Genomic DNA, 21,048 nt, shown 5'->3' on the forward strand with positions numbered 1-21,048 from the left:
GTCAGCATTCAGTAGCGAACTTTTCGAATTTTCGGTATTAGCTATTTTGATTATTTCTTTGTACGCTTTCTTCTTTTTTGCCTCTTTCCCTCTTCATTGTAATAGTAGTAGTAGTGATAGTAATAGCTTGAATTCTTCTCATCAACACCATTCACAATTACTCCAAGGATCTTGATTCCCACTGTTTTTAGATTCTCAACAACTATTCTCAAGCCATCCTTAATCGCCCTTCCAGGCCTCACGACCAGTACTATCCCATCAAGCTTGTTACCGATGAGAGATACATCTGAGGTAACCACAGCCGGAGGCATATCTATAAGAACTTTATCGTATCTCTGCTTGAGTTCTGAAAGGAGGGCATCGATGTTTTTCGATGAAAGCACTATTGTTGGATTGGGAGGAATAGTTCCAACCGCTATGAAGTCCATGTTAACCGCGTAGTGTTGTATAACTTCATCAATTGTTGTGTTTCCCATAATCACATCTACTGCGCCCTTAGTTATCTTTTCTGCCTTGAGGATCTTCTCTACCCTCGGACGACGCAAATCGAGATCTAAGAGAACGACTCTCTGACCGCTGTTTGCCATTGAGTAGGCCAGGTTCGCTATCACAAAACTCTTTCCCTCGGTAGGCAGAACGGAAGTAACGGCAACAGACTTTCCCTCACCCATCGTGAAGGAAAGGTTGCTTGCGGCCAACTTGATTGATTCTGAGGAAGGAGCGGTGGGATTCTTCTCAACGTACATTTCCTCGCTTGCCCCCTCAATATTCGGAATTCTACCAATGATAGGCTGTCTGCTAAACCGTTCTATCTCTTCTTCCGTCTTCAAAGTCTTGTCGAGGTACTCAGCAAGGAAGACCATGAGCATTCCGAGAAAGATTCCAAGCACACCTCCAATTGCGAGAGAAAGTTTTTTGTTCGGCTTTACCGCAGACTGGGGTACAGTTGCGGGATCAACTATTGCTGCGTTTCCAACTACGGCAGCTTCACTGATCTTCGCTTCTTCGAGCCTTTCTAGAAGTAGTGTATAGAGGCTCTCTTTCACAGCAATCTGTCTTTCAAGATCAAGTAGCTGCTGTTCCTTTGCAGGTAGGCTTCTGAGTTCAGATTGATATTGATCTCTCAGGAGACCCACCGCCTGAATTGAAGCTTGAAGTATTTGGAACCCGGCTTCCGAACTGATGACTCCTGTCATAATCTGCTGATAAGCTGGATTTAAAGTCATACCTTGACCGGAGGTTATGAACTCATTCTGTATCTGTTCCTCGATCAAGCTCTCGGTCTTTGAGATCTCTGTTATCTTCGACCTAACTCTTGGATCGGTTTTCGGATACTGTTCCTCTAGAGAAGCAAGCTCCACCTGCAAAGTTGCGAGACTTTGCCTCAGACTCGTCAGAACTGGGTTAACAGAGAAGCTCTCGGAGGTTTGCACCCACAAAGCCTTTATGCTTTTCGAATCATTGCTGTCGAAATCATCGAGCATACTTTGATAGGTCTCGATTTCCGCTTTCTTCTCTTCAGCGGATATCATAAGTTCGTTGTACTGCTTGTCATAACTACTAAGCATCTGAAAAAGAAGATCGGCATGCTTGTCGAGAACGTAAATTCCGGTCTCCTCTTTGAAATCCTTTATCCTATCTGTAGCCTCATTCAGATCACTTTCTAGTAGAGGAATCTGCGCCTCGATGAATTCTCGTTTTCTTGTCAAATCTCTTTTGGATAACTCTGCGAGCTTTGTATTATAAACATCGGCTAGTGTATTGGCGATATCTCTTGCGAGAATTGGGTCCCTGTTCTGAACCGAGACTCTGACAATTCTTGTATCCTTGACTGGAGAGACCGTTATCATTGAAGAAATCGTGCGTGTTAGTGATGTCACAAGATCTTTCTGTGAATATCCTTCCGCAAGAAGTCGGTTCTTTGTCTCTTCTGAATAGATTCTGTCCACCAAATCAAGCACTTCAATAATCTCTTCAATGTTTGTCCGGCTCTTAATCAGTTCAACTTCAGTGGAGATGTTCGATCCCGAACTACCGGTCAGGGAACTACTGAAGAGATCACTTACTGAAGATTGTGATGTGGGGTCGACCTTTATTGTAACGCTGGCTTCGTAAATAGGAGTAGCGAAAATGAGGTAGATTCCCGTCACAACAACAACTGCGAGCACTATAGAAACGAAAAGGATCATCCGTTTCTTAAACATTCTAAGAATATCTTCAAGAGTCAGTTCTCTGTAATCACTACCCTCGAACTCGCTCACTAAAGCACCTCCATCTAGAGAAAAGAATCGTTCAGAAAAAGTCTGTATCGATCATCATCGAAGTCGATAAGCAGTCTGTTATCGCCTTGTTTGTGCTTATCGCTTCCAGTAATATCCGCAATCCTCCGATCAACAAGAACTCTTGCCTTTGAATCCTTATCAAGGCTGTTCCAGTTAACCTGAAATAGAACTCCCATGTCTCTTAGCCTGTGTATTTCGTCTGTTGGTTCTACCTTCCCAAAGATAAATCCTATCTTTTTGAAAAGATAATGATATCTTTCCAAATGAGCGAGTATGATTCTAAACCCCGTACTTTGAAGCTTTCCTATGACTTCAAAAAGGTAATGTGGTTTCTGCTGAGTCGAGAGCTCTACTAGCAGAAAATTGGACTCACCCATTGTGATCAAATCAGATTCTAACACCTCAGGCCTAAGAAAGATTTCCGAACCAAGCAGAACTTCGACCGAATGATTATTCAGTTCGAATCTGAATTCATGCCATCGCCTCATTATTTCCGCAGGATCTGAAGGACTTATGGGAGAGAACAAATGGGGCGTCAAATAAAGCCTTTGCAGCCCCTTAAGTTTCATTTCTTCCAGGATTGCTAATGATTCCTCGATTTCCTCCACACCATCATCCACTGCGGGAAGCAAATGGCAATGAGAGTCAATATTCAAGTTCCTCAAACCTCACTTAAATATGCCAACTGCTGAATTCACTATGCTTAGCGATGACGCAACAATCGACATAATATCTTTAATATTCACTATTGGGGACTGCGGAACGAAGATTATATTTCCCGGTATCAGCGGGATATTCCCCTTCGCAGGTTTTCCTTTCTGCTGATCCAGGTCGATTACCATTGGTTCTTCTTCAAGATCCTGGAAGAGCAATGCATTTCCGAGCACAGCATAGCTTGTCGGTCCCCCGGCCTCTACAAGTGCTTCAATGGCTGTCATGCCGTCATAGTATCTAACGATACCGGGTTTCTGAACCTCACCGAAAACATAAACTCTGGCCGGTTCCGTGTAAGGTACATATACAGTGGATCCAGCGGGAACTACTTTTCTGGTGAGAGCGATGAAATCGTCAGGTGAAATAATGATCTCTTCCGTCTTGCCGCCTGAAGATATGAAGACTCTTCCGCCGCTTTCGAAATTTGTAATTCCTCCAGCAAGACTTATGAGTTCAGCCAGAGTCAGCTCACCATAGTCCGAGACTGGAAATACTCCCGGCGATTCCACATCACCGACCACCGCGACAAAAGAATCGTAGTTTCTTAATGCGACAATGGTATCTCCATCTTCTAGATAGCTTCTTGCGAGTTCCTCGGTCCTCAAGGCATCAAACAATTGCACCCTGCCATCTATTCCGATTAGGCTTAGCGTTGTTACGGCCTTTTCAACTCCGCCGGCAACTGCGATTGCCGTTGCAATGGAAGGGTTCCTGACGCTGATTTCATACTCTCCAGGTCTAGCGACGTCACCCAGGACAGTCACAGAGACGGGTGATCTACTGGACACATAGATATAAGTGTTATCAGACAGTTGATTTCCTCTTTTCTGCAAAACTTCTGGAGTATATTCATTGTATCGTTTGTCGTCATGAACAATTATCGCATCAACAAGACTTTCATCTATGAGACCTCCGGCCCTAGCTATAACATCGGAAAGTGAGTGATCCTCATCTGGATTGAAAGTGAAAAGACCTGGATTCTTAACTGCCCCAAGAACGGTTATTCTTAGCACTTGTTTTGGTACTATGAGTGTGCTTCCAGGTTCAATAACCGCATCCTTGCCTTCGTTCCTGATATTCGAAAGACTCACTGGTAGAATCTCCCCTGAGGGCAGCAATACCTTGACCAGGTCTGAGGCGGTGGCCTTTTCACCGCCAGCCCTTGCGAGAGCTCTCAGAACCGTAATCTCCTCCTGAGCTGCGAACTCGAATTTTCCGGGAGAGTTTACTTCACCGCCAACGTAGATGTATCGATCGTCACCCGGAACGTAGACGGTTTGACCCGAGACTAACATCACATCTTTTCCATCGACAAGATCTAGCCACAGTACTTCTTTCTCTTCGCCCGTGATCTTCACGTTTTGTGCAGCTTTTTCAGTCAAACCACCGGCTCTAGAAATAGCGAGTAGAAGAGATGGCAATTCGGTCTTAGAAAACTCAATCGTTCCTGGATACTTGACTTCTCCTATTACATTTACCCTGACTGGTTCATATATGGGTACGTAAACGAAAGAACCATCTTCAAGATTCATGTCAAGAGCCTTACCAAGAAGTATTGAGTCTACACTTACAGTTGAGGTCCTGCCAAAAGGATCCGTTATCTGTATCTTGCTACTCAGCGCAAGCGGGGTCATTCCACCTGCCCTTGCGAGAACAGTTGTTAGGGAGACTTTTTCTCCAGGTTCGAATTCCACGAGTCCCGGTTTGTTAACTGCACCCACCACAAACACCTGACGTAGAACATCTGGGTAAATTACTATTGATCCAGGGGATAAGTTCATATCGCTCTCCCCAAGATCTGAAATCTGTCTCTCTCTCTTTGTCCCGTCAGGAAGGATAATGGTAACCCTGCCATCCGAATCAAAATCAAGTTGATTCTGTTTTGCCAGTGCAGTCCTTAGGGTGATTTCCTCATTGCTTCCAAAGTCGACTCTTCCGCCCTTCTCTTTAGAGATTACATACACGAATCGATCGGGAGTTTCAGAAATATATATTATCGAATGATTCGATACCTGTGGATCTTGAATACGACCCATCATTACTGACTGTAGGTCAAGCTTTCTTCTCTGATTATCCTCAATTATCTCAACTTCCTTCGAAAGTGGGTCGCTTAATCCACCAGAAATCGCTATTAGTTTTGTCAGAGTTGGATTTGGCTCTTCTTTGCCTATTTCCTTTATTCCAGGCTCTCGTACGCCCCCCAAAACATAAACGAATCTCGCCTCGAGTTCGGGAATAAACACAGTAGCTCCATCTGGAATTACCGGAATCGGGTCTCTTGTTAGATCTTCGAGGCTATAAACAGCTGTAGAAGCAGACTTAGAATCTATTACTGTAATATTGAATTCGTCGCCCAGGTCGGTTATGCCACCAGCTGCTGCTATTACGGTGCTCAGATTGAAGGGGATACCGGGTTTAAGATTCACAGTACCGGGATTTCTTACCTGTCCAATAACATTTGCCACGTTATCCGCCTGAGGATAAAATATTACACTTCCGGTTTCCAGTTCGAGGTCAGATCTTTCAAGAGAACTAATTGAAACTCTTATCTCCTTACCAGACGGCGAAATCACCGAAATTTCCTTCTGTGAAGCGATCTCCACAAGATTTAGTTTGGCAAGGGCATTTCTGAGGGTAATGCTTTCGCCAGAAGAGAAATCAACTCTTCCACCATTTTCCTCAGAAACAACGTAGACGAATCGACTGTCGATTCTTGGGACATATATGAGATCGTCGTAAGAAATTTCCCGATCACTGGATATTCCCTTCAGAACTTCATCAAGATCTATTTCACTGATTTCCGATCCAGAAAGCACCTGAACGGACGAAATGTCTGCGTTTTGAGTGAATCCTCCACTTGCACTGATAGCACGCGTCAGAAGAAGATCGTCTTCATCGAGCTTGATCTTTCCGGGTCTTTCCACTTCCCCAAATACATATATCCATGTACTTATATCAGGAATTAACACGATTGAACCGGTCTCAAGCTGATAGTCTTCCTTTGATAGGGTAGAAACAGAAAGAAATTTGCTCATTCCAGCGGTGTCAATAATCGATATTTCCTTCTTCGAATTGAAGTTTAGTAAATTCATCTTTGCCAGCAGGTTTCTAAGAGTGAATGGTTCTCTTTCTTCAAAATCGATTCTTCCACCTTCTGCCGAAGAAACGACGTATACAAAACGACGCTCTTTCTCTGCTACATTTACGATAGATTGAGCTGAAAGAACCAAAGTGCTCTTAACAGCATCTTCGATTGAAAACTTTTTTGCCTCCCCATTTTCCAGAAGTTCTACAGAGCCAGCAAACTCCGTTACTCCACCTGATTTTGCAATTGCTTTTCCAAGAGTGATTTCTTCGAAATTCGAGAAGGAAAGGACGCCCGGGTTTTTCACTTCACCGGTGACGAAGATACTCTTTTCACCGCCTGGAAGTATTATCATCGATCCTGCATCGAGAACGGCATCTTCCCCTTGATGAAACTCACGACGTTCGCCTGATGTGGTTACAACAACTAATGGGTCCTGGCTTACTGGATCAAAGAGATCTACCTTTACTAAGGCATTGATTAGCGTAATTTCTTCATCTATACTGAATTCAACTTTTCCTCCAAACGATGCGGAGGCTATATATACATATCTTTCAGGCTGGCGTGGAACGAATACTGTTTCACCTGGGTAGAGGTCTATATCTTTGATCTGACCGCTGAGGAGTTTGCTGATTTCAACGGATTCCGGTTCATCTAGGTCTTTCCTCAGAATGTAAAGCTGGTCCGAAGCGGCCTGATTTACTCCTCCGGCCTCTCCAATAGCCTGAAGCAAAGTCAGCTTTTCACGGTATGGTATTGATGAAGGATTGCCAAACTCTCCAAGAAGTTTGACTGATTTTGATGAGGCATCGTTTGCTATGACGATGCTTCCAGCAGATAGCACAGGGTCACTTTTTATGCCGGATAAGACGCTGTTCAGACTAACGATCGAAGAATTCTCTTTAGCTTCGCTGAGAATCATGATTTCGTTATCATCGGCGGTTTCCTTTAGTCCTCCAGATTTGGCGATCACCTGAGTCAAAGTAATTCCAGGGCTGTATTTGACTAGTGAAGGAGAATTGAACTCGCCCATCGTCATTATCCACGCACGAGGACCTGTTGGAACGAATAATGTTGAGCCCTCAGAGATTTTCTCTTTTAGAGCGGATCCACCGGAGAGAATTGAGGATAGATCTATGTAATTTCTTGTTCCTTCGCTATCCACTATGAAAGATGAGGAAAGATCTGCCCCGTCTTTGAGGCCGCCCGCAAGAGCAAGCAGTTGAGAGATCCCAATAGTTTCGTCGCGCCACTCAATTGCTCCGGGTTTGTTAACTTCTCCCAGAACGTAGAACATGAATGGAGCAAACGACTTCACAGATACAGTTACCTGGGGCTCTGATGTAAGAATGCCCTTGCTAAGAAATTGTGAAGACAGAAAGGATTGAATCTCCTCTAGTGTCTTTCCCAGAAGCATAATGCTTCCAAGCGGAGGAACGGAAACAGTTCCATCCGGTCCCACAAGGGTTTCACTCGAAAGGTCGCTGGACCCATATACGGAAATCGATAGAAGGTCACCCGGTCTTACTGAATATCCTAGAAGTGACATTGTAATCAAAAGCACTATTGAAAGAGATATGATTTTCTTGTGCATCTTCCTTCCTCCTTCTTTACTAGTCAAGGTCTTCTCTCAGAAGGCTTTCTATAACTTTCTTAAGTTCTGAGAAATCCGGTGACTTGACAACATATGCATCGGCGGCCCAAGAAGAAAGATCGTGCTTGTAATGAGTATAAGCGGTTAAAAGCACAATTTTCATATTAGGAAACCGCTTTCGCACAACACCGGCAAGCTCGAGCCCGTTCATTCCTTTCATTTCAATGTCAATGGTCATGAGGTCAAACGAGTTATTTGTGCTGAGAATTTCAAGAGCTTCCTCAGCTGTGCCAGTACTCTTGACTTCAAAGCCAGATTCCGTAAGTTCTTCTTCGATTAGTAGCCTCAGATTCTTTTCATCTTCAACTATCAGTACTCTTTTCAAGATCAAACCTCCCAAATTCCTTAGTCGGCAACCTGAAAGTAAAGACGGTTCCTTCACTTCCGCTTGAAGCATGAATGCTTCCTCCATGCTCTTCTACAATCTTTTTGCAAATAGAAAGTCCTAGACCAGTACCGAGAGTCTTTGTAGTGAAGAATGGTTCAAAAATGCGCTTCAAAGTCTCTTCTGGTATAGTTTTCCCACCGTTCCAGGCTGAAAAACGGATTTCCTCGCTATCTTTCTCAAGAGTTACATGAACCTCATCTCCAGATTCGGAGGCCTCAATAGCATTCTGAACAAGATTGATTATTACCTGTTTGATTTTATCTCTATTTCCGTAATATTCAATTCTTTCTTCTTTCGTATATAGAACAAGTTTAACATTTTCCGACGCGGCTTTTTCTTCGAATCCAGCCAGTATTTCACGTGTCATAGAAACCAGGTCAAACGCTTCCTTAGATGGTTTGGCCTTTCTTCTAGAAACCTCAAGTACTTCGCCAACTATTCTGTCCAGTCTTTGAAGCTCATCCATGAGAATTTTCGCATATTCTTCGGTTTTCTTCCTGTCTGAGGAAGCCAGAATCCTTTTCACGAAGCCGCCGATTATTGTTATTGGATTTCTAATCTCATGAGCGACTCTTGCAGACATTTCCCCCAGAGCCGCAAGTTTTTCCCTACCCTTCAGTTCCTGCTCAAGATTTCTCCTCCTAGTTATGTCATCTAAGGAGAGAATCACGCCAGTTAGACCTTTCCTTTTCTCTTCTCTCAGCGGTGTTATGCGAACGTCGAAGTATCTTTCTCCAAAGGCTTCAAAGTATTGATCCGTTAGGGTAATAGTCTCGCCAATTCTCATCGCATCCGACAAAAGGTCGATAATGCTTCCAAGTTGTGGTTTCATTGATTGAATCTTCTTTCCAATCAATTCTTCTCTTTCAATGTTCAAAAGAAATCCAGCAGTTCTGTTGATTTCCGTTATTTCACCGTCAACAGAACAAACTATGATTGCTGATTCTAGAGACTGAAGTATACTTGAAACGAATCTTCGATAATAATTGGAAAGATTTCTCTCTTTTTCGAGACTCTCTGCCATCTGTACGATTCTCTTATAGTTCTCCGTAAGTTCAAGAGCTACTCCTGTACTGTCGGCCAGCAATCCGAGAATCTCTATGTCACCACTGCTGATTTTCTTCCGGGAATAAGCATTGTCAACCACCAGTACACCTTGTACTTCTTCTTCCCCTGACACGGGAGCAATGAGATACTCGTCAGTGCCGATAATTCTGTTCATCAAGCTCAGCTCTTCTCCCCTGAGCCTGAGCATTTCTGGAGAAACGTGAACCATTTTTTTCCTGAGGATGACCCTTTCTAGAATGATATTCCCAGGATATGAAATTGATGCCGAAGGCTCATTATTAGTGGTACTTTGTGCCGCCTCAAGCGAAACATCTTGAAGATACCTTGTAAGATCACTGTATGCGGATCTATCCTTGAAACTATTGCCCCTCGTAGAATTTACTTGGGTTTCCAAAATGAGAAGGGAACGACCGCTATCTACACGGAAGTATGTGGCGCGATCGAATCTCAGTCCTGAGGAATCAGTCGCGCCTATTAGAAGAATTCTAACTATTCTCTCTCTGTCCATGCTTCTTTTCATGGCCTCGGTAATTTTGTGGAGAACTCCAAGCTTGAAAAGCTGATCTTTTTGATCATTTATGAGTTCTTCATGTTTCTTCCCAAGCTGTCTTAGCTTCCTTACTTCTAGCTCCAACCTCTTTGTAAGTCTTATTCTGCTAATAGCAACGGCCATTCTTCTGCTTATATCATCAAGAATTTTAAGATCTTCTTTGTCGAGATGTTTATATGCTCTGAATTCTCCTTCAATATCTTCCCTGTCTGCAGCGACGATCAGTCCGTTTAGTGTTCCTTCTACTGCTAGAGGAATAGCCATGAAGGAGCCCACAGAAACATCTTCTTTAAAGATTGCAGATGAGAGATCTGATTTTCTCGCAGAAACGAAAAGCTTCTCACTTGCCAGTTCACTCAACTGATCATCAGAAATCTCTATTTCGATTCCCTTGAGAGGGTTATTACCGTTTCCCACAGCCGCCTTCAGGTGAAGACTCTTTCCCTGCCCTTCGAGATAGAAGATCCATCTAACTCTCAACATTTCTCTTGCTATCTCCAATGATTTACGTATCAATTCTTCAACTTGAGTTTCGGTTTCCAGTACCGAAGTAAGCTTTGAAACCAGTTTCAATCGTCTGAAAGCTTCCTCTTCGGCTGATCTTTTCAGCGAATAATGCAAAGCAAGCTCAATTTCCTTTATCCAGTCCTTGAGTGATTTATTCGATTCTGCGCCTGCAGGCATAATCAGTAGCCCATGAGGTTCTCCATCGTAAGAAAGACTGACGAGAAATACTTTTTCTCTGAATTCTTTGCCATGAGAGGAAACAACAACGTTCATCTCTCCCGAAAAATCCTCAGAAAGCTCCTTCAGAGAGGGATTTAGGCTTAACCTTATCTCTCTACCAGTGCGAGTGAAGGCTTCATCTGGGTTGACTTCTTTGAAAACGTTTCGATATTTCTCCAGTATGAACAGCGATGCTTTTGAAGAGGGTTCAGAAGAAATCTTCTTCAAAATCCTCTGGATTACTTCATCGGATGATTTCTCAAAATTTGTTTTCTTCAGCATTACCACCACTCTTTCCTGCAATTTCGTTCATCCATTTCATGTGTTGAACATGACTCCCATTCCAGTAAAGCTGACCACACCTGGTGCATTTGTAAAGCCTTTCTGCCGTAAGCACCACATAATCTGGAACCATTGCAACATCTTTTAGGGAAGCCTCTTCAAGCAGACCGTTGCATTTCGAGCATCTGCTAAGAAAGTGAACATCGTCCAAACCTATCTGGAATCTTTGAATTACAGATTTGAGCTGCGAGCGCCAGTTCTCCGACTTGATTAAATAAGATCTGATCCCAAATTTAATCGCGATCTCCATCGCTTTCTTACTCTTAGTCAAAAACACATCCCGATTCTCAAATGACTTGCCTATCTCATTTCTAGAGCATATTTCCGTGTCAAAACCCATCAGTCTGAGCTTCCTCGCTAGTTTGGTTAAGGGCTCTTCAACCAAAAATCTCATTTCTTCACCATAAAAGAGAACACTACTCCTGCATAGTTTCTCTGGTCAACAAGATCGAAGGATCCTGCACCTTGCAAGACAAAACCCTTCTCTCTTACAGAAGATTCGACTATAAGCATTCCGGCAAGGTTTAGAAGCTCAGTATTTCTTTCAAGAACTGCCATAAGAGGCTGGATGTATTCCTCATCGAAGGGAGGGTCCGCAAATACGACGTCAAATGCGATTCCGCTTTTTACGAATGATGGAATTGCCCTACGAAAATCTGAGCAGAGAATCTCCAGATCCATAGAGGGATCAATTCCCCGTTTGTTTCCAAGAATTGAATTGCAGGCCCTTCTTGAAATCTCAACTGCCAAGACGTTGGCTGCACCCCTGCTAATGGCTTCAAAAGATATTATCCCACTCCCCGAAAAAAGATCTAAAAGGGACTTTGAGTTTATATCTATAACGTCGAAGAGGGCCTTACGAGCTAATTGGGGAGTGTGCCTGGTTTTCTTCGCTGTTGTTGGGTTAATCATTCTCCTGGCGAATTTTCCGCCGGTTATTGTCAACATGCTATCCTACCTCAATCAGTCTAGCTCTCTCTGAATATACCCTTTCCATTTCGATTCGTAGAGCACCGTGCTCAAGGAGTTCGGGGTCTTCTTCCATCAGTTGTTTTGCGTCTTCTCTTGCCTTGAAGAGAAGATCTCGATCGTTTACAATGTCACCAATAAGGAACTGAGGCATACCATGCTGCCTTAAGCCAAGAAACTCGCCCGGTCCTCGAAGTCTTAGATCAAGCTCGGCGACGTCGAATCCGCTCGAAGTAGAAGCGAATTCTCTGAGCCTTGACAGAGCATCATCTGAAATAGCTTTATTCATAACCATTACACAGATAGATTTAAGATTGCTTCTACCGACACGCCCTCTAAGTTGATGTAGCTGAGCCATTCCGAATCTTTCGGGGTGTTCAATAACCATAACAGTGGCGGTGGGTATATCTATCCCAACTTCGACAACGGTTGTTGAAACGAGAATCATGCTTTGCCTTGATCTGAATCTCTGCATTATCTCTTGTTTCTCGTTATCGTTTAACCTGCCGTGAAGCAATTCAACACCTACCCCTGGGAATACTTCTTCTCTAAGTTTCGTTGCTTCATCGGTAGCATTTTTCAGATCGACCTGTTCTGATTCTTCGATGAGCGGGTATATGAAAAATGCCTGATGACCCATCTTCAGTTCATCTGAGATGTATGAGTAAAGATCTTTAAGTCTTTTTCTTGCGAGTATAATTGTTCTGACTGGGGATCTTCCTTTTGGCAATGTAAGAATTGTCGAAATATCGAGGTCTCCATAAACCGTTAAAGCAAGAGTCCTGGGAATTGGAGTGGCGGTCATGACGAGACTGTCGAGAAGCTTGCCTTTTGTTGTCAATGTTTCTCGTTGCTTGACCCCAAATCTATGTTGTTCATCGACAACCACAAGGCCAAGATTTTTAAATTCAACACCATCCTGGATGAGTGCGTGAGTACCGACAACCACATCTATTTCTCCCTTCTTCAACCTCATCCTCACAAAATCCTGTTCGTTTTTTTTCAATGATCCCGTCAACAGACCGGTTTCAATCCCAATAGGCGAAAGTTCTCTCTTGATCTTCTCATAGTGCTGCATTGCAAGTACAGAAGTAGGTACCATCAAGGCGCTCTGATAGCCAGCTTCGTAATTATCGACCATTGCCAGTTCAGCGACCAGAGTCTTCCCGGAGCCAACATCACCTTGAAGTAGTCTATTCATAGGCGAAGCGGCCCTCATGTCATCTCTGATTTCTTCGAAAGCAGTAACCTGATCTTTAGTTAGTTCAAATGGCAAGGATTCGATCAGTCTCTTCGACAAGACGCCGCTGATTTCCTTTTGGAGACCCTGATACTCTTTCCTAATCTGGCGTTTTCTGAATAAGATTGTAGTCTCAAACAGAAAGAACTCCTCATAAGCCAGCGATTCTCTAGCCTTCCTAATTTCATAAAGGCTCTTTGGAAAGTGAATAGCGGTAAACGCATGTTTTCTGGGAAGTAATCCCCTTTCAGTGGTTATTGAGGAAGGTACTAGATCGTCCAACGATCTTACCAAGCCGAGATTTCGTTTGACGATCTTTCTCATCATCTTCATAGAAATGCCCGAAGTTAGCGAATAAACAGGAAGGATTTCTCTTGGCACTTCGCCTTGGATCTCCTCTATTTCTGGAGAGTTCATCTCCATGGGGCCAAATGGAGTTTCCTTTGCCAAACCGTGAATCAAGTACTCTCGGTCCCTCCTAAGCTTCTGAATAATATAGTCCTGATTAAACCACTTAAGAAGCAACTGACCAAAACCATCGCTGACTACTGCTGAGATAATTGTATAACCCGATGCCTTCTTTGCAGAGAAGTTCAGAAGACGGCCTTTTACACTTACCTTTCGGTCAGGAACTATCGAGGAAATGGGCATAATTATCCTTCGATCTTCGTAATCTCTCGGGAAATATTGTATTAGGTCGCCAATTGTTTCGATATCCATTCTCTTCAGTATCTTTGATCTCGCTTCACCTACCGAATATGCGTACTTAATGGGTGTCGAAGGTGAAACCGGTCTACCAAGAAGAGATTCAATTTCTTCTGAATTGTGAAGTAGAAAAAAATTCCTTAGCTTGGCTATCATTTCGAGGCCGTTTTTCAATCTTTTGACCTTTCGATCATGAGGAAACTCGTCAATTCTGGAGAGGTAAGAAATAAACTTAGACAAGTATTCGCCAAGCGAGGAGAAATGAGACAACTCGGACCTATCGAGCAAAGATAGGAAACGCTTGAGCTCGGGTAATACATTATCTTCCCTTTTACCGCTGAGGTGAGCTTCGAGAAGTCTTTCACATTCTTCAAGGAATTGCTCCAAGAGCATTATTCTGCTTCTCTCTCCCCGTAGCAAGCAAGTCCAAAAACCGCAGGACCGCTGTGACAAGCTATCGTAGGCCATATTCTACCGCTGACCAGCTCAATGTCACTTCTAGATATTCCAAGTCTCGACTCGATCGATTCTATAAGCCATTCAGTTGTCTCATGCATAACGGTCAAATACTCTTCGCTTCCATAAATCGAGTAAAGCGTGATTGATTTTCTCCTGTTTTGAAGAAATTCCACGATGTTCTGAACCATCTGTTCCTGAAGCTTCTTCATACCTCTGAGTTTTGCTATTGGGCTTATAAATCCTTCTTCATCAACAGAAAGAATTGGTTTTATGTTTAGCAAGGTTCCTGCGAGCCCCTGTGCCTTTCCTATTCTTCCATTCTTAATGAGATACTTCAAAGTGGGAACACTAAACTCCATAAAAGTATTATCAATGACACGGGGTACGCTTTCAAAAACCTCGTCTAGACTACATCCAGTTTCAACGAGCTTGATAAGCTTTCTGGCCACAAGATTAGCACCAATAGACACTTTTCTGGTATCGACCACCCGAACATCTATTCCTTCGACCATTTTGGAAGCCATTACGCAAGTTTCGTACACCCCTGACATCTTTGATGAAAAGTGAATATCAAGAAGCTCTGTATATCCTCTTGACCTAATATCGTTATAATATTCAAGTACCTGACCCAACGGTGGCTGCGCCGTATGAAATTCCTTTGAGTTTTCAACGATTCTATAAAACACATTCTCCATGAAGTCAAAGTCATCGGTGTATTCCTTATCGTCAATTATCACCTTCATCCCCATGAAAAATAGCTTATGCTCCCGAACAAAATCCCTGCTAGGTGCACAACCGGAATCAACGGATATTGCTATCAAATCGCTCACCTGCCTTCGGCGAATATTATTTCTTCTTTATCTCCATTATCTAATCGCACACACCAACTCCCATTAATCTCATCCGTTTCCAAGTGATAACCGTTGATCTCAACAGCCAGCTTTTTTCCATGTTCCATACTGAACAGAAGAAGCTTTTCTGCTGAGACTCTTACTCCTCTCATTATTGAAGCTTCTAGCATCAGCTGGGTGTTTTTCCTGTTGGAACTGACAACGTTCAATGCAAAAAGGGAAGTTATGGTGCAAATGCTTAGAAGCAGTACAGCCAGAACTAGTGTAACAACATTGCCTTTTTTCATTATTCTCCTTTCAAATAACCTACGTAAGGAAGATTGCGACAAACCTCCTCGTAGTCAAGTCCATAACCGACTATGAACTGATCCCCAATCTTTTCACCTGTAAAATCAATTTTGACTCCATGATCGTGAATGGTCTTTTCGAAAAGCGATACTAGTTTTACATCCGCTGGTTTTTGCTTCCAGATATAGTTGATAATGTACCTGAGAGTTCCTCCTGTGTCAACTATGTCTTCAACAAGCAAGACGTAGCGATTGGTAACCGATTCATCTACCCAGGTTTTAACGCGAATCCTACCGGTAGTTGATGCTCCAGAATAACTGGAAACATGAACAAAGTTGTATCGGACCTTCAAATTCAGCCGCTTAAGTAAGTCACTGTAAAAATGAACCGACCCCTTCAAGATACATACTGCAGTAATTTCATCAGTAATCGGTGAATAGTATTCATTAATCTTCTCTGCCAGTCCATTGACAATTTTCTTCAGTTCCTCTTCTGAATAAAGGACTTCGATTCTTGCAGGATCAAAGAGCATTTCCTTCACCTCCGGGAGTCACGATAATTATACCATCGGAGGATGATGATGCGATCCAATAGCAAAAAGCTGAATGTAGAAATTGATGCACAATTGCGTTAGAATGCTTTTTGTCAAGCAAGGAAATTTGGTAGAAATAAATGTCTGATTTGTGGGCGGGGCGAAAGCATGAGTGAATACTATCTCCGTAACTATGTGGATTGTACGGAATATAAACTTCCTCTTGATCTCCAGGATGTCTTTGGAAGAAAGAGAGAGACTTTCTTAGAAATTGGTTTTGGGAGCGGAGAATTCATACTTCAGAAGGCAATTGAGAACCCCAATGCCGATTATCTTGGTGTAGAGCTATCAATGATAAGTGCCAAAAAGCTTTTGAAGTCACTCTCAAGGAATCATGTTGGAAATGTTCGCGCACTGCTTGTAGATGCATCTTTTGCTCTGCGAAACATACTTCCTAAAGATTCAATGTCGGGAGTATACATGAATTTTCCTTGTCCGTGGCCAAAAAAGAGACATTCAGAACGGAGGCTCAATTCAGTTAATTTCCTTGAGAAGATTGCCAAAGTGTTAAAAAAGGGTGGTTTTTTCCAGCTGTATTCGGATTCAAAAGAGTTTGTTCATGAAATGTTTGGAGAAGTTGGAAAGACGAACTGTTTCGATGATCCAGTCCTTGAAGTGAATCCTACGGTCGGAGTAGGAACAAGATACGAGAAGAAATGGCTGGATATGAGTAAAGAGATCTTTAGGATGAAATGCATAAGAATCAAATGCGAAATAAATGGTGAAGAGGACGTGGTTCGTGTGTCGAACTTGTGGATCGATGACATTGACGAGAAATCTCTTCAGAAAGTCGACGGGAAGAGTTTTTCGAAAAATGAGATTTTTGTGAAATTCATGGGGCTGTACAGAAATATGGACCGCAATACCTTCTTGATTGAAACGCTAACAGTCGATAGGGACTTCTCCCAGCGATTCTACATAAATCTATCAAGGCGAGGGAATCGTTGGCTCATCAAACTGGATAGCCAAGCAAGACCGTTCAGGACTAAGGCTGTGAAGTTTGCTCTGAGAGTATTGTCAGAGAAAATCGCGAAGAAAGATCCCGGTGGAGACGAAAATCATTAGATCTCTCAGTTATTGCCGATATTGTTATTGGTCAAATAGAAAACGAAAGCTCATTCTTCAAAGAAACAGTTTCCAAGCTATGAAGAAGTGGGGCGCTTCAGCACCCCACCCGGAACAGGCAACCTATAGCTTCTTGAAGAGAAGGGAAGCGTTGTGACCTCCAAATCCAAAGGAATTCTTCTGTACGAAATGTAATTCTTTTTTAACTCCAAAGTTCGGAGTATAGTTCAGATCACACTCTGGGTCAGGACTCGAATAGTTTATAGTGGGTGGAATAAAGGAATTTTTCATTGAGAGTAGAGTTGCCACAGCTTCTATGGCTCCTGCTGCACCTAGTGCGTGACCGGCCATCGACTTCGTCGAACTAATGTTCAAGTCTTGTCGATTTCCAAATAGACGCTTAATCGCTCGGGTTTCCATTAGGTCGTTCAGTGGAGTCGAAGTACCATGAGCATTGATGTAGTCAACTTCTGAGGGATCAACTCCGGCTTCTTCTAAAGCCATTTTCATCGCTCTGTACGCTCCGTCTCCGGACTCTTCCGGTGAAGTAATGTGAAATGCGTCGTCGGTTGAGCCGTAACCAACAACCTCTCCGTAGATCATAGCGCCTCGTTTCATGGCATGTTCATACTCTTCTATGATCAAAGTTGCCGATCCTTCAGCCATAACAAATCCATCACGATCACGATCGAACGGTCTGGAAGCCGTTTTAGGAGCTCCACGTGAAAGAGCGTTCATATTCGAAAATCCAGCTAGAGCAAGAGGTGTTACTGTGGCTTCCGAACCCCCCGTCATGGCAATATCGAGAATTCCGCCTCTAATAAGCCTTGTGGCTTCACCTATTGCATTGGTTGCCGAGGCACACGCTGTGGAAAGGGTGAAGTTTGTGCCTCTGAAATTGAAGCGAATTGCCAAAAGTCCGGGGGCCATGTTTGCTATCGTCATAGGGATAAGGAAGGGACTGATTCTTGACGGACCTTTGTTCATTAGAACAGAATGCTGATCTTCTATCACATCCATACCACCAAGTCCCACGCCGTAAATTACCCCCGCTCTTTCGGAGTTTATTCGGCTATTCCCCAGCCCGGAATCATCGTACGCTTCACTTGCGCTCGCGATTGCCATCTGGACAAACCTTGCATTTCTCTTTGCATCTTTTCTATCCATGTATTTAGTTGGATCGAAATTCTTAACCTGACCGGCAACCTTTGCCCCATATTCGGACACGTCAAATGTGCTTATCCAGTCTATTCCCGAGGTACCAGATTTAAGCGATTCCCAGAATTCTGTAAGATTAGTTCCGATCGAGCTAATAACTCCCATTCCAGTAACTACGACTCTTTTCATCTTATTTTTCATCGAGCGTGCTTATGAATTTGACAACATCATCAATGGTCCTGAAGCTAGACGCCTGGCTGTCGCTGATCTGAACTTCGAATTTGTCTTCAAGCTCCATGACAAGATCTACCAAGTCTAGTGAATCTGCACCGAGGTCTTCAATAAATCTCGAATTACCACTGATTTCACCAGCTTCCACTCCCAGACTATCTGCAACGACTGAGATCACTTTTTCCTGAATTGTTGATGTTTTTTCCACTGAGCTCACCTCTCAAAGTTTAGTTTTCAGTTCTTGATTTCCTGTAGTTCTTTAAGTATTCCAAGGCCTTCGTTTTCTGTGCTTTCTACAGAGACACTCCTATCTATCTTCTTCATAAACCCACTAAGCACTTTTCCAGGCCCCACTTCAACGAACCGATCTGCGCCTAGTTCGATCATCTTTCTAATAGATTGTTCCCATTTGACAGGGCTGTAAGCCTGTTCAATTAGCAACTCTCTTATCGCGTTTGGATCTTTAGGAAAAAGCTCTCCGGTAACATTTGAGATAACAGGGATTTCCGGAGGCTTGACATCAATGCCGTTCAAGAACTCTCTCAAAACTTCTCCAACTGGACGCAAGTATCGGCTATGGAAAGGAGCACTCACTGAAAGCTCCACACATTTTTTCGCTCCCTTTTCCATTGCCTTGTTCATAGCACTTCGAACTTTTTCTGATAACCCTGAAATTACAACTTGACCTGGGCAGTTGTAATTGGCTACAATAACCTCTTCGCTTGAAGAAATCTCAAGGCAGATCTCTTCGACTACTTTTTCTGGAAGACCAATTATCGCTGCCATCGTTCCATCTTCAGAAGACATCAATTGTTGCATAGCTGTCCCCCTCAACCTTACAAGACGAAGTGCGTCGGCATATCTAAGTGTGCCCGCTACGACTAGAGCAGAGAACTCACCCAGCGATAATCCGGCGCAAATGTCGGGTTTTCCCCACCTCTCAATAAGAGCATCGGAAAGGGCTATACTTAGCGAAAGAATAGCCGGTTGGGCATTATGCGTGAGCTTTAGTTCGTCTTCCTGCCCCTCGAGCATCATTGTTAACATGTCAAAACCCAGCAACTGTCCGGATAGTTCAAGAAACTCTCTAAACAAAGGACTTTCATCGCAAAAACTCTTACCCATGCCAACGTATTGGCTCCCCTGTCCGGGAAAAATCCATGCTACCATTTCTCTATGCCTCCCAGGAATCGAATTGTTTCTTCTGCCTCATCAATTATTGACTGAACTAATTGTGAAACATCAAGGATTTCTCCAATAAGCCCGCAGGATTGACCGGCCATCATGGAACCATCACTTATGTCACCATTTTCGACAGCTCTCTTGAGAGCTCCGACAGCTATTTTTTCAATTTCCTCGAATCCAGAGCCTTGCTTTTCTAGTTCTTTAATGCGTCTTGTTAGCCTGTTCCTAAATCCTCTTACAGGATGACCATTTGAATTGCCCGTAACGACGGTGTCTAGTTCATTTGATAACAGAATCCGTTCCTTGTATCTAGAATGTGCTCTACATTCAGTCGTGCAGATGAATCTTGTTCCCATCTGAACACCACTAGCTCCAAGTGCAAGAGATGCTGCTAATCCTCTTCCGTCAGCAATTCCACCTGCTGCAATAACTGGGATTCTCGTTGCTGAAACAACTGCTGGAACCAATACCATTGTTGAAACCTTTCCGATGTGGCCGCCCGCCTCCATTCCTTCGGCAATCACTGCATCGACTCCCTGTCTCTCTAGCCTTCTAGCGAGCCCGGAAGAGGCGACCACGGGAATCACTTTAGTTCCGGCCGTCTTCAATTTTTCAATAAAGCTGGATGGACTGCCTGCCCCAGTAGTTACAACGGGAACTCTTTCCCTACAGATTATCTCTATCTGTTCCTGCGCATATGGAGAAAGCAGCATTACGTTGACTCCGAAGGGCTTTGAAGTCAATTTTCTGATCTCGCGAATCTCATGAAGTAGATCCTCTGGAGAAAGATTCCCTCCGGCAATTATGCCTAGGCAACCGGCATTGGAAACTGCTGCAGCCAAATTATGTTCCGAGACCCATGCCATCCCTCCTTGAAGAATGGGGTATTTGATTCCAAGCATTTCGGTTAGCGACTGTCTTTGCTCATTCAAAGTAGATCCTCCTGGCACAAGTATGCTGGTTTAACAAAAGCAACAACATACCAGGACCTTTTGCCGTATTTTTGTCTGAATCTAGGACTGCTGGCGAGCGAACAGTTCGAAAATCAAACGGAGGTGATTTGTGAGAGACAAGGAGTTTGTAAAGGAAAGAATACCCCACAGGGAGCCCTTTCTTCTTGTCGATGGCGTGATTTCAATGACCGATTCCGAAATTCTTGCTTTCAGAGACTTGCTAGAAAACGATCCTGTTTTTGAGGGTCATTTTCCTGGTTATCCGATTTATCCAGGTGTGCTGATTCTTGAAGGTCTTGCTCAGACTGCAGGAATTCTTTTGCTGAAACCAAATGAAACACCGTTGTTTGCGGGAATAGAAAGAGCTCGTTTCAAGACCATAGTACGTCCGCCGTGCAGAATTGAGTACTCTGTCAAATTGATCGACAGTAGGATGAACGTCGCTAAGCTGGAAACATCTGCATATGTTGAAGGAAAACTGGCTGCGAAAGCTATTCTGCTTGTTTCATCAATATAATGTATTGTGGGCGTAATGCATCATAA

17 protein-coding genes are annotated in these 21,048 nt (G+C 43.4%); 2 read left to right on the forward strand and 15 right to left on the reverse strand.

The genetic code is table 11. The annotated features are described in order from the left end of the window. Window positions 1–50: 50 nt before the first annotated feature. The 11 genes from Y696_RS02960 to hpt are packed head-to-tail and all read right to left on the reverse strand — an operon-like array spanning window position 51 to window position 15,853. A complete protein-coding gene (locus tag Y696_RS02960; protein WP_121509755.1) occupies window positions 51–2,261 on the reverse strand; it encodes a polysaccharide biosynthesis tyrosine autokinase in 2,211 nt (736 codons plus the stop codon). A 14-nt stretch (window positions 2,262–2,275) separates the two neighbouring features. After that, the gene (locus Y696_RS02965) at window positions 2,276–2,938 is read right to left on the reverse strand and encodes a CpsB/CapC family capsule biosynthesis tyrosine phosphatase (RefSeq protein ID WP_121509756.1); all 663 of its coding nucleotides are present in this window, start codon (window positions 2,936–2,938) and stop codon (window positions 2,276–2,278) included. A 12-nt stretch (window positions 2,939–2,950) separates the two neighbouring features. Continuing rightward, window positions 2,951–7,675, reverse strand: a complete 4,725-nt coding sequence (locus tag Y696_RS02970) for an SLBB domain-containing protein (RefSeq protein ID WP_121509757.1) — start codon at window positions 7,673–7,675, stop codon at window positions 2,951–2,953. A 19-nt stretch (window positions 7,676–7,694) separates the two neighbouring features. After that, window positions 7,695–8,060 carry a response regulator gene (locus Y696_RS02975; protein WP_006492172.1) on the reverse strand — a complete coding sequence of 122 codons (366 nt, stop codon included), beginning with the start codon at window positions 8,058–8,060 and terminating at the stop codon, window positions 7,695–7,697. Then, the gene (locus Y696_RS02980; RefSeq protein WP_006492173.1) at window positions 8,038–10,749 is read right to left on the reverse strand and encodes an ATP-binding protein; all 2,712 of its coding nucleotides are present in this window, start codon (window positions 10,747–10,749) and stop codon (window positions 8,038–8,040) included. Before Y696_RS02980 ends, Y696_RS02975 begins: the two co-directional genes overlap by 23 nt. Beyond that, window positions 10,727–11,203 carry a Mut7-C RNAse domain-containing protein gene (locus Y696_RS02985; RefSeq protein ID WP_006492174.1) on the reverse strand — a complete coding sequence of 159 codons (477 nt, stop codon included), beginning with the start codon at window positions 11,201–11,203 and terminating at the stop codon, window positions 10,727–10,729. Before Y696_RS02985 ends, Y696_RS02980 begins: the two co-directional genes overlap by 23 nt. Next, window positions 11,200–11,757, reverse strand: coding sequence for an RsmD family RNA methyltransferase (locus tag Y696_RS02990; RefSeq protein WP_006492175.1), 558 nt, complete (start codon window positions 11,755–11,757; stop codon window positions 11,200–11,202). Before Y696_RS02990 ends, Y696_RS02985 begins: the two co-directional genes overlap by 4 nt. A gap of 1 nt (window position 11,758) precedes the next feature. After that, the gene (gene recG / locus Y696_RS02995; protein ID WP_014730369.1) at window positions 11,759–14,116 is read right to left on the reverse strand and encodes an ATP-dependent DNA helicase RecG; all 2,358 of its coding nucleotides are present in this window, start codon (window positions 14,114–14,116) and stop codon (window positions 11,759–11,761) included. Next, the gene (locus tag Y696_RS03000; RefSeq protein WP_006492178.1) at window positions 14,116–15,012 is read right to left on the reverse strand and encodes a DegV family protein; all 897 of its coding nucleotides are present in this window, start codon (window positions 15,010–15,012) and stop codon (window positions 14,116–14,118) included. Before Y696_RS03000 ends, recG begins: the two co-directional genes overlap by 1 nt. After that, window positions 15,009–15,320 carry a hypothetical protein gene (locus Y696_RS03005; protein ID WP_006492180.1) on the reverse strand — a complete coding sequence of 104 codons (312 nt, stop codon included), beginning with the start codon at window positions 15,318–15,320 and terminating at the stop codon, window positions 15,009–15,011. The genes Y696_RS03000 and Y696_RS03005 overlap by 4 nt, the downstream gene beginning before the upstream one ends. Next, window positions 15,320–15,853 carry a hypoxanthine phosphoribosyltransferase gene (hpt, locus tag Y696_RS03010; protein WP_006492182.1) on the reverse strand — a complete coding sequence of 178 codons (534 nt, stop codon included), beginning with the start codon at window positions 15,851–15,853 and terminating at the stop codon, window positions 15,320–15,322. Before hpt ends, Y696_RS03005 begins: the two co-directional genes overlap by 1 nt. A gap of 168 nt (window positions 15,854–16,021) precedes the next feature. Between hpt and trmB the strand changes: the two genes are divergently transcribed. Next, window positions 16,022–16,978: a tRNA (guanosine(46)-N7)-methyltransferase TrmB gene (gene trmB, locus Y696_RS03015; protein ID WP_006492184.1), complete on the forward strand. Its 957-nt coding sequence runs from the start codon at window positions 16,022–16,024 to the stop codon at window positions 16,976–16,978. A 123-nt stretch (window positions 16,979–17,101) separates the two neighbouring features. Here trmB and fabF read toward each other — a convergent pair whose 3' ends face one another. Genes fabF through fabK form a run of 4 tightly spaced genes read right to left on the reverse strand, consistent with a single transcriptional unit; the run spans window position 17,102 to window position 20,484 of the window. After that, window positions 17,102–18,325: a beta-ketoacyl-ACP synthase II gene (gene fabF, locus Y696_RS03020; RefSeq protein WP_039882830.1), complete on the reverse strand. Its 1,224-nt coding sequence runs from the start codon at window positions 18,323–18,325 to the stop codon at window positions 17,102–17,104. A gap of 1 nt (window position 18,326) precedes the next feature. Next, on the reverse strand, window positions 18,327–18,575 hold the full coding sequence (gene acpP, locus Y696_RS03025; protein ID WP_006492186.1) for an acyl carrier protein: 249 nt from the start codon (window positions 18,573–18,575) through the stop codon (window positions 18,327–18,329). 26 nt (window positions 18,576–18,601) lie between these two features. Next, window positions 18,602–19,537: an ACP S-malonyltransferase gene (gene fabD, locus Y696_RS03030; RefSeq protein WP_006492187.1), complete on the reverse strand. Its 936-nt coding sequence runs from the start codon at window positions 19,535–19,537 to the stop codon at window positions 18,602–18,604. Further along, window positions 19,531–20,484, reverse strand: coding sequence for an enoyl-[acyl-carrier-protein] reductase FabK (gene fabK / locus Y696_RS03035; protein ID WP_121509758.1), 954 nt, complete (start codon window positions 20,482–20,484; stop codon window positions 19,531–19,533). Before fabK ends, fabD begins: the two co-directional genes overlap by 7 nt. A 130-nt stretch (window positions 20,485–20,614) precedes the next feature. On the opposite strand from fabK, the gene fabZ reads away from it, so the two are divergent. Continuing rightward, window positions 20,615–21,022 carry a 3-hydroxyacyl-ACP dehydratase FabZ gene (fabZ, locus tag Y696_RS03040; protein ID WP_006492189.1) on the forward strand — a complete coding sequence of 136 codons (408 nt, stop codon included), beginning with the start codon at window positions 20,615–20,617 and terminating at the stop codon, window positions 21,020–21,022. Window positions 21,023–21,048 lie beyond the last annotated feature (26 nt).

Origin of the sequence: Mesotoga sp. H07pep.5.4 (genome assembly GCF_003664935.1) — a bacterium.
GTDB lineage: Bacteria > Thermotogota > Thermotogae > Petrotogales > Kosmotogaceae > Mesotoga > Mesotoga prima.

Excerpts from the sequence above, each read along its gene's own strand:
- Y696_RS02970 (WP_121509757.1), bottom strand. The coding sequence starts at position 7,675 with ATGCACAAGAAAATCATATCTCTTTCAATAGTGCTTTTGATTACAATG.
- Y696_RS02980 (WP_006492173.1), bottom strand. The coding sequence starts at position 10,749 with ATGCTGAAGAAAACAAATTTTGAGAAATCATCCGATGAAGTAATCCAG.
- Y696_RS02985 (WP_006492174.1), bottom strand. The coding sequence starts at position 11,203 with ATGAGATTTTTGGTTGAAGAGCCCTTAACCAAACTAGCGAGGAAGCTC.
- Y696_RS02990 (WP_006492175.1), bottom strand. The coding sequence starts at position 11,757 with ATGTTGACAATAACCGGCGGAAAATTCGCCAGGAGAATGATTAACCCA.
- recG (WP_014730369.1), bottom strand. The coding sequence starts at position 14,116 with ATGCTCTTGGAGCAATTCCTTGAAGAATGTGAAAGACTTCTCGAAGCT.
- Y696_RS03005 (WP_006492180.1), bottom strand. The coding sequence starts at position 15,320 with ATGAAAAAAGGCAATGTTGTTACACTAGTTCTGGCTGTACTGCTTCTA.
- hpt (WP_006492182.1), bottom strand. The coding sequence starts at position 15,853 with ATGCTCTTTGATCCTGCAAGAATCGAAGTCCTTTATTCAGAAGAGGAA.
- trmB (WP_006492184.1), top strand. The coding sequence starts at position 16,022 with ATGAGTGAATACTATCTCCGTAACTATGTGGATTGTACGGAATATAAA.
- fabF (WP_039882830.1), bottom strand. The coding sequence starts at position 18,325 with ATGAAAAGAGTCGTAGTTACTGGAATGGGAGTTATTAGCTCGATCGGA.
- fabD (WP_006492187.1), bottom strand. The coding sequence starts at position 19,537 with ATGGTAGCATGGATTTTTCCCGGACAGGGGAGCCAATACGTTGGCATG.